This is a genomic window from Roseofilum sp. Guam, assembly GCF_017746735.1.
Classification (GTDB): domain Bacteria; phylum Cyanobacteriota; class Cyanobacteriia; order Cyanobacteriales; family Desertifilaceae; genus Roseofilum; species Roseofilum reptotaenium.
In genome coordinates this window covers 70,400-83,005 of record NZ_JAGHZN010000061.1, presented here as the reverse complement: position 1 = coordinate 83,005, position 12,606 = coordinate 70,400, and the positions used below count along the sequence as shown (strand labels likewise).

Below are 12,606 nucleotides of genomic sequence, written 5' to 3'. Positions count from 1 at the left end.
TTTCTTGCTAGACTGCAGGGTGGGTAATTGAAGATCTCAGTACCAGGCTAAGGAGGTTCTATTAACCATGAATTTATTTTCCAAACTCAGAGACTTTGTAGGTCTGAATGAGCCTGTATATGATTACGGGTATGATGATGAGTTAGATGCTCAAGAGTATCAGAACATCTATAAAGAAGACAATCCCCAACCCGAAGTCGAGGAAGTACCTCAACCGAGAAGACGGTTGCGGGAACGCCCAGAAATGGGCATCGATCCACAAATACCAGGAGCAGCACCGATGAATAATGTGATTGGGATGCCTGGAGCAGCCAATTCTATGTCCGAAGTGGTGGTTATGGAACCCCGCTCATTTGAAGAAATGCCTCAAGCGATCCAAGCTTTGCGGGAAAGAAAATCAGTGGTCTTGAATTTAACGATGATGGACCCGGATCAGGCCCAACGTGCCGTGGATTTTGTGGCGGGTGGAACCTATGCGATCGATGGTCACCAAGAACGAATTGGTGAGAGCATTTTCTTATTCACACCAAGCTGTGTGAGTGTAAAAACGCAAATTGGTGGGATGCAAAACAACCCCCAGTCTCAAGTCCGTCCCGTTCGTCCGACCGCATCATCGCCTTCTCCGAATTGGACGGATAACCCAGCTCAAATGGCTTAGGAGTAAGAGGCAAGAGGCAAGCGGCAAGAGGCAAAAGGCAAGAGACAAAACGGGTTTTTCCGACTGCCGACTGCCGACTGCCGACTCCCCACTCCGTTGATAAAAATAATGGACAATAGATAAATTAGGAATTATGGTGCAACTGGGTATTATTGGGGGCGGGGTAATGGCGGAGGCTATTTTATCCCGTATTTTAGCGGAGAAGATTTATTTAGGAAGTCAGGTATTGGTGAGTGAACCGAGATCCGATCGCCGTCAGGAGTTAGTAGAGCGTTATGGAGTGCAGGTGACGGATAATAATCGGGCGGTGACAGAAGCAACGGAGATGGTGCTGTTAGCCATTAAACCCCAAGTGTTTGACAAAATCGCTACGGAGTTGTCCGGGGTAAAAATGCCGTTGTTGGTTTCTATTTTGGCTGGAGTTCCCATCAGTCGCCTGGAAGCGGCATTTCCCGATCGAGGTATAATTCGTGTTATGCCTAATGCTCCGGCAACCGTAGGTGCGGGGATGAGTGCGATCGCCTCGGGTTCCCACATCACCCCCGCTCAGTTAGAGCAGACCAAAATCCTATTATCAGCCGTAGGGGAAGTGGTAGAAGTGCCGGAAACCCTGATGGATGCAGTAACTGGACTTTCGGGTTCCGGGCCCGCCTTTGTGGCCTTGACTATTGAGGCGTTATCAGATGGTGGAGTAGCCGCCGGACTGCCAAGGGCGATCGCGACGAAACTAGCTGTACAAACGGTTTTCGGGACAGCACGGATGCTCCAAGAAACCAATTTACATCCCGGAGAACTTAAGGATCGGGTGACCAGTCCTGGAGGAACCACGATCGCCGGAGTCCGGCAACTGGAGTTAGGCGGCCTGCGATCGGCTTTAATGGAGGCCGTTTTAGCGTCCTATGAGCGTTCCCAAGATCTGGGACGATAGAGGGAGATGGGGAGATGGAGATCCTCTATTACCGATTACCGATTACCCAGCGCGCAGCGCTATATTACGATAGCGCCATTAGCTTTGAGTGTAGAGCTCGCTGCTTGAGTTAAGCCTTCAATTTCAGAAATATTCATCTCTGCATAGGGAGGTTCGACCCGCAGGGTTTTGATCAATGCTCCCTGGTAAACATCCCAGAGTTTAATGGTTTCATCTTCGCTCCCACTGGCTAAGATTTGATCATCGGCACTTAAGGAAATCGATCGCACCCCTTCGTTATGTCCAGTTAAGGTATGCAAGCAGTCCCCCGTATTCGTATTCCAGATTTTGATGGTGCGATCGCTACTTCCACTGGCTACAATCTCCCCGTTGTGGCTCATGGTCAACGCATGAACCCAATGATAATGAGCCGGTATAGTGTGCAAACACTCTCCCGTTTCCATATTCCAGAGCCGTACCGTAGTATCATCACTCCCACTGGCTAAAATTGAGCCTTGCAAACTCGTAGCTAGCGAACCCACCCAATCCTGATGACCCGTTAAAATTCTCACGCATTCCCCCGTTTGCAGATTCCAGAGACAAATGCTCATATCGTCGCTTCCCGTCGCCAGGAGTTCCCCATTACCACTGAACGCCACTGTGCGAGTCGGACGAGTATGGTCTGTAAACGTATACAAACACTCACCCGTACTAACACTCCAAACCTTAGCCGTTTGGTCGCCGCTTCCTGTGGCGACCAAGGTGCCATCTGGACTAAAGCGAACGCACCAAATGGCATCTTCATGACCGGTGAGCGTCCGGAGTATCTCCCCAGTACTTGCCTCCCATAACTTTACCGTGCGATCGCCGCTCGAACTGGCGACAACCCGACCATCTGGACTAAAATCAACCGACTGTACCGTAGAAGTGTGACCTTCCAACGTTTTCAGGCATTTTCCGGTTTCCACGGACCAGAGGCGCACCCGGCGATCGAGACTGCCACTCGCTAATTGTTTCCCGTCGGGACTCAAGGCGACTCCCCACATCCAATTGGTATATCCCTGCCACGTTTTTTGACACTTTCCTGTCCTCACATCCCATAATTTCACAAAATTATTTACGCTGCTACTCGCTAGGGTTTTCCCCCCATCGTGGGGATTAAAGGCCACGTCCCAAATCCAATTGTTATGACCGTATAAAACATTCAACATTTCCCCCGTACCCACATCCCACACGACGATGGTCTTATCATCACTGCCACTGGCTAAAAGATTACCATCAGGACTGAAGGCTACGGAATGCACTCCATTCTGATGTCGGTGTAGCGTTTCCAGACAGTCCCCGGTGTCCGCGTCCCAAAGTTTGACGGTGCAATCGTCACTGCTACTGGCTAAAAGATTACCGTGGGGACTAAAGGCTACTGACCACACCCAATTCTCGTGACCGAGCAATACTTGCACTTCACCGGTTTCTAGATCCCATAGGCGGATAGTCATGTCATTACTGCTACTGGCAATCCGTTCGCCATCGGGACTAAAGGCGACGCAATACACCCCTTCTGTATGACCGGTTAACGTATGCAGACATTGGGGAGCTTCTGGATTCGAGAGGCTCCAGATTTTCACCAGGCGATCGGCTGCTCCCGTGGCTAGATTTTGACCGTCGGGACTAAAGACGACGGAGCGCACGGTTTCCTCATGCTCTTGTAAGGTGGCTAAACAGTTTCCATTGGCCAGATTCCAGAGTTTTACGGTTTGGTCAGCGCTCCCACTGGCTAAAAGGTTACCATCGGGACTAAAGGCAATGGAGCGCACCCAACCTTGATGAGCTTGAAGGGTTAAAAAGGGCTGACTGTCATCGAATCCCCAGAGGCGAATTGCACCATATCCATCTCCAATGGCGACTAATCGTTCCTTGGGGCTAACAGCGAGACAGAAGACGGGGCCGAAGATATCGGTAAATACGGAACCGATAAAGTAACATCGGCTAAAGTCGGTGTGGTTGAGGCTGCGTCCTTTGAGGTAGGCTTGGCGGATGGGGAGTTGGGAAAAGTTGGTATGGGAGAGGTTGATTTTCAGTTGACAGAGGAGGTTGATCAGGTTGCCAGCGGCGTATCCGAGGAATTTGGGGTTGGGGGATGGGGCGGAATTTCGCAATTTGTGTAAAAAGTGTTCGACCCAAGGGCGGGGATTTTGGGGATCGATGAGGTTCATGAGGGAGTCAGCAATGGGTTGCAGAATCAGGCGGATTTGACTTTCGCGGACGTAGTCTTTGGCGGTGGCTTTGATTAGGGCGTGGCTGTTGAAAAGGTTGAGATTGCCGGTAGAAAGTTCGGTGCAGATTTCTTGGATGAAGCGGTTGGTGAGGTATTCCATGACCACGTTTTGTAGGGTGGTGGTGATGGGGGTAAGACTGCTGGAAATGGATTCAATGAGCGATCGCCCCACTAAAGAGTATAGAATCTCAACGATCTGCTGGCGATTGGGCTGTAGGGGTTGCGCCATCATGTCTTCTTGCAGGGTTTCTGGGGTGACGGGTTCCCGGTTGATGGCTAACCAATAGAGGATATGCTGTTCTGCGAGGGATAGGCGCTGCCATTGGCGATCGAGGACTTCGCAGACATCTCCAATGGCGATCGCCTCGCGACGGTTTAAGTAGTCCGCCATATTTCCCCCATACAGCTCTTGAATGCGAGTGGCAATCAGTTTCAACACCAGGGGATTCCCATTGCAGGACTCGGTAAGTTGGCGATAATACGATCCATCGCTGCCGCGATCGAGTTCTGCGCTTGCTTCCAAACCTTTGTCCTTCAGAATCTGGGAAACAGCCTCCTCATCTAACCCCTGCACTTTCCACACTCTCAGCGGCAATTGGGTTCCTTGCAGGGCGTTGATTGTCTTTGGTTTTTCCCGACTGGTAAGTATCAAGCACCCTTGATGGTAGGTTTCTGCCAACCGATTCAGGAAGTCACCATAATCCTCATACCCTGGGCGATAGTGTCCCGATGTTGTCTGCGGTTGCAGAATGGCTTCCATATTATCGAAGACGATCAAACAGCGATGTTCTTTTAGATAGTTAATCAGTTGGGTAATGCGGCGATGGGTGGGTATTTCCCCTGGGTTTTTGGCTTCATGGCTTAATACCTGGTTAATCTCGTCGAGCATCTCGCTCAGGGGTGGAGCTTCTCGCAAGGAGCGCCAAATAATCGCCTCAAAGTCTCCTGCGACTTCCTGTGCGAGTTTTACCGAGAGCGCCGTTTTGCCAATTCCACCAATTCCCAAGAGGACAACCACCCGACAGCGATCTTGAATCATCCATTGTTTCAGAGTCTCCAATTCATCATTTCGTCCATGGAATATGGACACATCTGGTGCTTCTCCCCAATCTCGTTTGTTAGTTTTGGGTTCTGTAGGGGCAATTTGACCGATATTTTCGGTTTTCCAGGTAGGGGCGGGTTCACCACGATTTTCGTTTTCCCCTCGAGATCCTTGTAAAACTGCTCTTACAGAATCCACTCCTACATCTGCCTGGGTTAAGGGGGGAATATTGACTAATTCCAGTTTGTATTTAAAAAAGATAGGGATCAGATAATATCGTTGAGTTGTGCCATCATCGCGAATGCCGAATTTGTTATAGATACTACGGATCTGTTTGCGAATGGTTCCGGGTTTCTTGTTCAGGGAAGCAGCAATTTGTTCATCCGTTTTGTTCTGGAGGAACTGCTCTAAGACAGGTTTTTCCTTGGAGGAGAGGCGATCGCATTGTTGCCCAAAGTTCTCTGCACTCATCCTCTGGAAATTCTTCAGATAGGGAAGATTCACCAACTCCGGTTTATATTTGAAGAATAGAGCAATCAGAAAAAAACGCCCTCTTCTACGCCCATCATCTTGGTTTACGCCAAAGTGTTTACAGATATCCCGCCTAATTTTCTGTACATCCGATTTGTTACTGGCGACAGTTGTAGCGATTTCCTGACCATTTAGCAATTCGTGCAATACTTGCTGCTCTATAGAGTTGAGTCCTTCGAGTATGCGATCGAACTGCTTTTCATTCATGGCTCTCAATGGATGATAGGGGAACTGATGCACTCAGGTCTCAACATTCAACTGTTCTGTGTGGTTGAAGTCTGAGCTTTGAGTTTTCGCGGAACAACCATATATTACACAATCTCTTTTATTTTTTACAGACCGTTAGCCCATGAATCATCCGGATGTTTACTGTCTAGGATTGAGTATAATTCCGTATCTTTGCCGCTTGTAATCGATAGGGGAGCAATCATTAACTTATTTTATACTTGTATTGACCGCCATTTCCTACCCCTTTTTTCTTCAGGGGAAGGAGGGATAAGTCCCTCTCGGAGTGGAAGAGGGCAAGAGTCTTAGTCATTTTTTCCCAGTTTATGAGAAAAATACAGAGAGAAGTAATGTATTGTTTTAACTTTTTGGTCGGGTAGCGATCTCTAGTCCCTCTCTAAGCCGGTTTGCCCATCACTTGCCCAAAAGAACATTCGGATGTTTACTTTTTCTGCCCAGTTCGCCGATAAAAGAACATTCAGTTGTCCATAGACAACCTGGGAACAACCTGTTTTAATCTAGGAAATGCCAAAAAAACAAGCAAATATTATTTTTTTGCTCAAATTGTTAAGACATTCTAAAGTCCTCGCTTCAGAACGACTTGATCGCTTGGGATGGAATGATATTGCTTGAGTTCCAACAACAAATTCTTATCTAATCCATCCGGGTGTGAGGGGTATTGTGTCTCTAAATAAATCGGGGAAAGGAACGAACTTGAGATTCCTTATCTACCAAGATTTCTGACGTTAACCCAATCAAAATCATGAAATTTAATTTGAATCGCTCCAACTGGTTCTCTCGCGTGTTGGTGGGAACTACACTTCTGGCAACTTTGGGAATCATGCTTCCTGATGCTGCACAAGGAAACAGCGCGGAAAGTAACATTGCTTCCGATAACCGCATCATCGAAGGACTTTTGAGAAACATTGAACAAATCCAGGAACGATTGCTGACCGATCCTGGAATATTTTGCGGAGAAAGAAATGGGGGACGGTGTATTTTTATAGGAAGTGAGCTTCGATCGACAGCCGTTCTTTTTGAAGATATGGGAGAAGCTCTAACCTGGAAAAATGACCAGCCACAAGCAGAAATTCAGCATGAAAGAGCAGTTACCACTGAGAATCACGCTAATAGATTTAGCGATTCTAGACTAGATCCACCCGGTTCAACTCAAGTAGGTTTCAACCCTACAGGTCAAGATTCGGTAGTATCTCTGACTGATTACCAGCAAGAGCAAAAAGCAAAGCTGCAAGACGAGGCTACTACACTACTGCAACAAGGAAATTACTTTTTTGCATATCGGGCAATTGGCCAAGTTTCTGAAGTGGCAAAAACATTTGACTGTCGTCAAACTAACGGTCAATGGGAGACAATTATCAATCGGGATTCTCAAACTTATCCTCTGATTCTTTGGAGCGATTTAAAGGACTACTCAACTGAAGCTCGCTGTAACGCTGTTTCAGCACGTTTAAACAATCTGGAACGTAGTGTTGTTAAAGATGTAGCTCAAACATTTAAGGTCGATGAGATCGAGGTCGATCGCAAGAAAATTACGGTGGTTTGCGTACCCAATCGCGGTCGATGCAACAGCGAAAATATTATCTTTACTCTGACACGAGCCTCTAGACCCAGTAACTGGCAGATTCAAGAGCAATTTATCGATTTGGTTAACAACCCCGGATCGGAGTCCCCCATCCGCAATTAATTCAGTGTATTCCGTAGATTGGGCTGGAATACATAACCCAATCTACCGCCGACCATTCATCTTTTGTACAACTATCCTAACTGACAATGTTCAATTTCCTTCGTTTCCCCAAAATCCTGCCCATGCTCGCTGGAGCAGTTGCTCTATTCTCTGTAACTGGAATTATTCCTGAAATCGTTCGCGCTGATAGCTCTTTGGCGACAGGAAATTACCAAGTAGCACAAACCTCAACCAAGGAACTGGACTTCACTCAATTGGAGGAGGAACCAGAGCTTCAGCAGCTAATGGGAGATATGATGAAAATGCTGGCAGAAACGTCTTACACTGCCGGAGAATCTGCTCTAGAGGAACAAGATTTTCAAGGAGCGATCGACAACTTTAATCGGGCGATTGAAATGTACTCGGAATATGCTGAAGCTTATGTGGGTCGAGGTGTAGCTCGCGCTCAATTGGGCGATAAATCCGGTGCTGTTTCCGATATGCAAACTGCCGCCAGTTTATTCCAAAAACAAGGCAATACTGAAGCCTACCAGCAGATTCAGCAAGTCTTACAAGGACGGTAATTTCAGACGTTAATTTTTTCTAGAGGCGATCTTTAAGATGTTGAAGCAATTACTAGGCATAAGTTTGTTTTCTACAATTGCTATTTCTTCTAGCATTGTACTCGCTGCTCCTTCAATGCCTAGACCCGATAAAAATGGTGACTATACCTATGTAAGAGAAGCAGATCGCTGGCGGGTTGTAGATTCAGAGGGTCTAAACTGCCGATCTCGTCCGGGAACTAGGTTTGTTGTTCTAGAGGTTAAACGGCCAGGCGCTGTTCTTAGGAGAACAATTGGTTCTCCTTCTATTCGTAACGATGGAAGAGGATTACCTTGGCTACTGGTTGAGGCGCGAGATGGTTCTCCTTGTTTTGTTAGGGCTAATCGTCGCTTTATTGAACCCATAGCAGAACGAGTAGAGCGCTCTCAACGTTCTAGTAGATCTTCTCAATCCACTGAAGGATTTCTGCGCAATAAATTATCCGGTAGATGTTTGGATATCGCAGGTCGTCCAGGAGATGCTGGTCCAGCAAGACTTGGTGGTAATGCTGGTAGTAATGCCCAAATATGGGATTGTTCATACGATAATCCTCAACAAGACGATCATGTTTGGGTATTAAACTCACGAGGATACTTAATTGAAAAAAATTCAGGGCACTGCCTAGATGTAGTTGGCGCACCAGGAACTCACAACGGAGCTAATATTGCATTAGGTCTCTGTGAGTTTTCTGGTTATGCTGGTGGCGCTCAGACAGATCAACGCTGGGAACTTTTACCAGGAGGTTATCTCCGAAACAAGACATCAGGCAGATGTATTGATGTGGCTGGATCGCCTGGAGTCAATAATGGTGCAAATGTTCAACTAACTAACTGTGAATTATCTGGCAATAATCATGATAGAACTCGCACCGATCACCGTTGGGAATTTGTTTCTCGTTAAAGATCTTCGGGTTCAAGCAACTCTTCACGACCTTCGGCTTCATTGAATACCAAAAGTTCTCTAAAAAGAAGCAGTTTGCTGTTCGCCAAAGCTCCTAGGACTTCAAGTAGCCGATCTCAGTGAAAGAACTGAAGAAATGCGATCGCATTTCTGGGTGTCGAGGAGGCGATCGCCACAACCCAAATAATTTTTTGTACACAATAAGCCACATTATCAACTCATGAAAAAGCTAAATTTTTTGCACAAATCATTGATTGCTTTACCCTTGCTACTAAGTTCATTCTTGCTACTGAAACCTGCTCAAGCTAAATTACAGGCAAGAGATGCTTCTGTCAACAATTTACCTTCTGGTAATCTCGTCAACTACTACGGCGTAAAACTCTGTTTTGGTCAGCGTACTCACATGGGTACGCCATCCGGATTACCTACAATTTTCACAGAGATATATTTTGTCGGAAAGCTACATGATGGATATTGCAATTATCCATGGCGTGGCTCAGAAGAGCGAGCATCCCGTTATCGTGTTGCAATTGATGAAGACCAGCAAGTTTTTTGGCGGCGTGATACAGCAGGAGTAAGGCAAGTTCAAAATCAAGTTGGTAATAGAAAACTAAGATTTTTGGCTATTCATGATGGTAAAGGTGCATGTGGTGCTTATCACTTAAATGGCTATCATGTAGGGGAATTAACGCAAATGAAATCTGGCTCTAGATCTCGTCTTATTTGTAAAATTGGATTTGGAGGAAGGGTTGTAGAATTCCAACAAGGCGATTTTGATTTTGCTATTTATGCTGAATAAAATATTGCATTATGTGATTTTTTGTTGAACTGCACTTCCAATCCTCAGATTTAGCAAATCCTACAAAAAGCCCGTTAAATTGAATTGGAGACACGCGATCGCCTTTCTGGGTGTCCGGAGGGCGATCGCTTCAAAACTCCAGAAGATATTAACAAATTTATCAAGGATTTGTGTTTAGATGTTAAAAAGGCAACTCATTAAAATTCAAGATTTAGTTCGCTTCCCAAAATCATGAGAACACTAAAGTTGTTGCGATTAATCTCAAGAGCAAGTACAATTTGTATCCTCCCTGTGCTGATTTCTTCTTGTATGGGAGTCAGCAATCCAATCAACAACACCCTAGCGGAATTCGATCGCGCCATTAACAGCCTCGAAAATGAATCGGCTAATTGGCGTAAAGTTGTGCAAGATTTACAAGCATCAACTCAAGAAACGATTAGTGGCGAGCTGACCGATTTTGCAGAAAATACAATTAATGCTGCGGGTGCAGAAATGCGCTGTAATGCGACATTTATTAATGAGTATACTGGATATGAAGTTCAGAAAAAAATTCTCCAAAAAAGAAATGAGTTAGCCCAATCTCTGGGAGTGTCTGCTCGTACTATTCCCGCACCAACACCAGTGATTTGCAATGCCGTACCGGGAGAAATCGAATTAAAGGGAAACCAGCCCCAAACTTCTTCTATTGAATTTTATGGCTATTATCTCGATCCTAACCGTTTACAAATTATTGCAGAGCTGAATGTTAATGCTGCTAGAGAGGCTAACATAGATAATCCTAATTCTCTGAAAGTGATTAATCGGGAACTAGCCGGAGGCCAGTTTGATGTATCGATTAATTTAGGTCAGAATGGAATTCCAGGAAATTTACTAAAGGTCATCGATCGCATTATTCTCAAGAATAATAACCAAGACATCTATAGCATCCATGTCATTCATACCCGTGCGGAACCCACTCAGGCTAGAGTCACCGTCAACTTCCGATCGGTTTATATTGAAAATGATGCCGATCCAGCAGGTTCAGCAGAGGTTGACTTTACCTTTCGAGTGAACGGTCAGACACAAACTTGGAGCCATTCTGATGCTGATGCTGGAAACACCTATTCTGTTAATAGGCAGTTCCAGACCACTTTATCAAAAGATGAGAATTTGAGTATCTATGTTAATGGTGTTGATAGAGATGCAGGATGGCTTGATGAAGACGATCCATTAGGGGAAGTCAAAAGAACATTTGTGGGAAGTGATAATTGGGGAAAGGGCAGCTATAACCCCGAAAGTAGTTGCCCCGATGGATGTTATACGGTTAACTTTGATGTAGAGGTTGATTGGATTGAATGAAGAGATGATCGCCAATCGACTTGAGTCTAGCAGCAGAATTTGAATTGGAGAGATGCGATCGCATTCCGAACCCATCAGGATGCGGTCTTTTTCTCAAGTATCCCGATTCTCCTGAATGTCTCTATCGTTCAACCCCTGAATTAAGCTCAAAAAACCAGGAATCTCTTCAGTAGCAGTCATCCAAACCAGATCTAAATCCACTTCATCATAATCATGAATCAACTTATCTCGCATTCCGGCGATCGCCGACCAAGGGATTTCTGGATATTGTGCCCGAAATTGCCCTGAAAGCCTTTTGACAGCTTCTCCAATAATCATAACTTGGTAAATAATTGCTGACTGTTTCTCTGGATTCCTTAAAAATACTGGTTTGTCGATCCCTTCTTGAAACTGAATAATAAAGCGAGCCGCTTTCACAATATCGAGTAAAGTTTGACTATCGGGCTTCATAAATAATCTCTGCATTTCCTAAAATTTCTTCCCGTCGCAGCCAATTCTCACTGTGTTCTATCGCCCTTTTACTGACAAAATCAATCGGCCTGCACACCAAATTCTCTAGTTCTTGCTGCATCTCCATCACTTTAAATAATCCCCAACGAGCATCGGGAGAGAAGGTAAATAAAAAATCAATATCGCTATTAGAGTTAAAATCATCGCGCAAAATAGAGCCAAACACTGATAATTCAACAATTCGCCAGCGCTGACAAAATTGCGCGATTTCTGGTTCTGGTAACCTAATTTGTAGCTTCATCTTCTGAGGTTTATTTCAGGCATTTCTGATATAAGGCTTCGGATTGTATAAGTTGCTCTCTCAATGGGGTGAACTGGTAGAGATATTATAACTCCCAGAAGTAAGATGGGCGATCGCCTCTAACGACACCTCAAGATTAGACTGCCACATCCTTACACCTCCAGCCTACGCTAAAGCCAATCTTCCAACATCAAATCCTCAACCCTCCGCATATCCGAATCATGGGACACCAGAATCAGATTATGGGCGATCGCCGTTGCTGCAATTAAAATATCGGCATCTTCCATCGGCTCTCCTTTCCGTTTTAAGTTGGCATGAATTTGCGCTGCTCTCTCGAAAATCGCCAGATCGCCCACAATTACCTGATATTTGTGACATAAGTCCTGAAAATCCTTAAGCTGACGAGTTGCCCCATTAGCAATCAATCCTCGTTTGATTTCATAGTAAGTCATTCCGGAGAGGAAAACGTTTTCACCTAAAATACCGATATTTCTCAACTTTTCCAGGACTTTTCTATTATTCTTCAAAATTGCCGTGACAATATTCGTATCTAGTAGATAACCCATGGTGACTTACCATCGACCTTCCACGGCGGCATCAAAAATAGCCATCTGTTCTGGCGTTAGGTCGTTCAACGTTCCGGCAACAGCCTCTGTCACCATTACCCGCTCGACTCGCTCTGTCAACTCCGACTCATCCACAGCACAAAGCTCCTGGGTATCCACTTGTGCTAATAGGTTAGAAAAGATGCTCATTATTTCATCTTTTTCTAATCGCTCTCTGAACTTCTCGTTTTCTTGAAATAGGCGATCGACGATCGCAGAAATTCGACCGATTGCAACATCTTGTGCTTGAAAAATTTGGGTCATAACCTTCTCTCCTACAATATTGGC

At 45.5% G+C, this 12,606-nt stretch carries 12 protein-coding genes; 7 read left to right on the top strand and 5 right to left on the bottom strand.

The window, feature by feature from the left end:
- Positions 1-67 precede the first annotated feature (67 nt).
- Together J7529_RS21000 and proC are read left to right on the top strand one after the other, a co-directional pair.
- Positions 68-658 (top strand): cell division protein SepF, encoded by a 591-nt coding sequence (locus tag J7529_RS21000; RefSeq protein ID WP_318698058.1) that lies wholly within the window; start codon positions 68-70, stop codon positions 656-658.
- Between the two features lie 130 nt (positions 659-788).
- Positions 789-1,586, top strand: a complete 798-nt coding sequence (gene proC / locus J7529_RS20995; protein ID WP_413038951.1) for a pyrroline-5-carboxylate reductase — start codon at positions 789-791, stop codon at positions 1,584-1,586.
- 59 nt (positions 1,587-1,645) lie between these two features.
- Here proC and J7529_RS20990 read toward each other — a convergent pair whose 3' ends face one another.
- Positions 1,646-5,620, bottom strand: coding sequence for an NB-ARC domain-containing protein (locus J7529_RS20990; RefSeq protein ID WP_318730579.1), 3,975 nt, complete (start codon positions 5,618-5,620; stop codon positions 1,646-1,648).
- Positions 5,621-6,401: 781 nt separating this feature from the next.
- On the opposite strand from J7529_RS20990, the gene J7529_RS20985 reads away from it, so the two are divergent.
- The 5 genes from J7529_RS20985 to J7529_RS20965 all read left to right on the top strand — a co-directional run bounded on the left by J7529_RS20985 (position 6,402) and on the right by J7529_RS20965 (position 10,962).
- Positions 6,402-7,343, top strand: coding sequence for a COP23 domain-containing protein (locus tag J7529_RS20985; RefSeq protein WP_318730578.1), 942 nt, complete (start codon positions 6,402-6,404; stop codon positions 7,341-7,343).
- 86 nt (positions 7,344-7,429) lie between these two features.
- Entirely contained in the window at positions 7,430-7,906 is a 477-nt protein-coding gene (locus J7529_RS20980; protein WP_318730577.1) for a tetratricopeptide repeat protein, read from the top strand.
- Between the two features lie 37 nt (positions 7,907-7,943).
- Positions 7,944-8,825 carry an RICIN domain-containing protein gene (locus J7529_RS20975; protein ID WP_318730576.1) on the top strand — a complete coding sequence of 294 codons (882 nt, stop codon included), beginning with the start codon at positions 7,944-7,946 and terminating at the stop codon, positions 8,823-8,825.
- 220 nt (positions 8,826-9,045) lie between these two features.
- A complete protein-coding gene (locus tag J7529_RS20970) occupies positions 9,046-9,624 on the top strand; it encodes a hypothetical protein (RefSeq protein WP_318730575.1) in 579 nt (192 codons plus the stop codon).
- 231 nt (positions 9,625-9,855) lie between these two features.
- Positions 9,856-10,962 carry a hypothetical protein gene (locus J7529_RS20965; RefSeq protein WP_318730574.1) on the top strand — a complete coding sequence of 369 codons (1,107 nt, stop codon included), beginning with the start codon at positions 9,856-9,858 and terminating at the stop codon, positions 10,960-10,962.
- Between the two features lie 93 nt (positions 10,963-11,055).
- On the opposite strand, the gene J7529_RS20960 is transcribed toward J7529_RS20965, so the two are convergent.
- From J7529_RS20960 to J7529_RS20945, 4 genes are all read right to left on the bottom strand, one after another.
- On the bottom strand, positions 11,056-11,412 hold the full coding sequence (locus tag J7529_RS20960; RefSeq protein ID WP_318730573.1) for a DUF86 domain-containing protein: 357 nt from the start codon (positions 11,410-11,412) through the stop codon (positions 11,056-11,058).
- On the bottom strand, positions 11,399-11,713 hold the full coding sequence (locus tag J7529_RS20955; protein WP_318730572.1) for a nucleotidyltransferase family protein: 315 nt from the start codon (positions 11,711-11,713) through the stop codon (positions 11,399-11,401). Before J7529_RS20955 ends, J7529_RS20960 begins: the two co-directional genes overlap by 14 nt.
- A gap of 170 nt (positions 11,714-11,883) precedes the next feature.
- Positions 11,884-12,279 (bottom strand): type II toxin-antitoxin system VapC family toxin, encoded by a 396-nt coding sequence (locus J7529_RS20950; protein WP_318730571.1) that lies wholly within the window; start codon positions 12,277-12,279, stop codon positions 11,884-11,886.
- Positions 12,280-12,285: 6 nt separating this feature from the next.
- On the bottom strand, positions 12,286-12,582 hold the full coding sequence (locus tag J7529_RS20945; RefSeq protein WP_318730570.1) for a hypothetical protein: 297 nt from the start codon (positions 12,580-12,582) through the stop codon (positions 12,286-12,288).
- Between the last annotated feature and the right edge of the window lie 24 nt (positions 12,583-12,606).

Bases quoted from the DNA above. Each gene is read 5' to 3' on its own strand.
- J7529_RS20950 (WP_318730571.1), bottom strand. From the start codon at position 12,279: ATGGGTTATCTACTAGATACGAATATTGTCACGGCAATTTTGAAGAAT.
- J7529_RS20990 (WP_318730579.1), bottom strand. From the start codon at position 5,620: ATGAATGAAAAGCAGTTCGATCGCATACTCGAAGGACTCAACTCTATA.
- J7529_RS20985 (WP_318730578.1), top strand. From the start codon at position 6,402: ATGAAATTTAATTTGAATCGCTCCAACTGGTTCTCTCGCGTGTTGGTG.
- J7529_RS20955 (WP_318730572.1), bottom strand. From the start codon at position 11,713: ATGAAGCTACAAATTAGGTTACCAGAACCAGAAATCGCGCAATTTTGT.
- J7529_RS20945 (WP_318730570.1), bottom strand. From the start codon at position 12,582: ATGACCCAAATTTTTCAAGCACAAGATGTTGCAATCGGTCGAATTTCT.
- J7529_RS20980 (WP_318730577.1), top strand. From the start codon at position 7,430: ATGTTCAATTTCCTTCGTTTCCCCAAAATCCTGCCCATGCTCGCTGGA.
- J7529_RS20960 (WP_318730573.1), bottom strand. From the start codon at position 11,412: ATGAAGCCCGATAGTCAAACTTTACTCGATATTGTGAAAGCGGCTCGC.
- J7529_RS21000 (WP_318698058.1), top strand. From the start codon at position 68: ATGAATTTATTTTCCAAACTCAGAGACTTTGTAGGTCTGAATGAGCCT.
- J7529_RS20975 (WP_318730576.1), top strand. From the start codon at position 7,944: ATGTTGAAGCAATTACTAGGCATAAGTTTGTTTTCTACAATTGCTATT.
- J7529_RS20970 (WP_318730575.1), top strand. From the start codon at position 9,046: ATGAAAAAGCTAAATTTTTTGCACAAATCATTGATTGCTTTACCCTTG.
- J7529_RS20965 (WP_318730574.1), top strand. From the start codon at position 9,856: ATGAGAACACTAAAGTTGTTGCGATTAATCTCAAGAGCAAGTACAATT.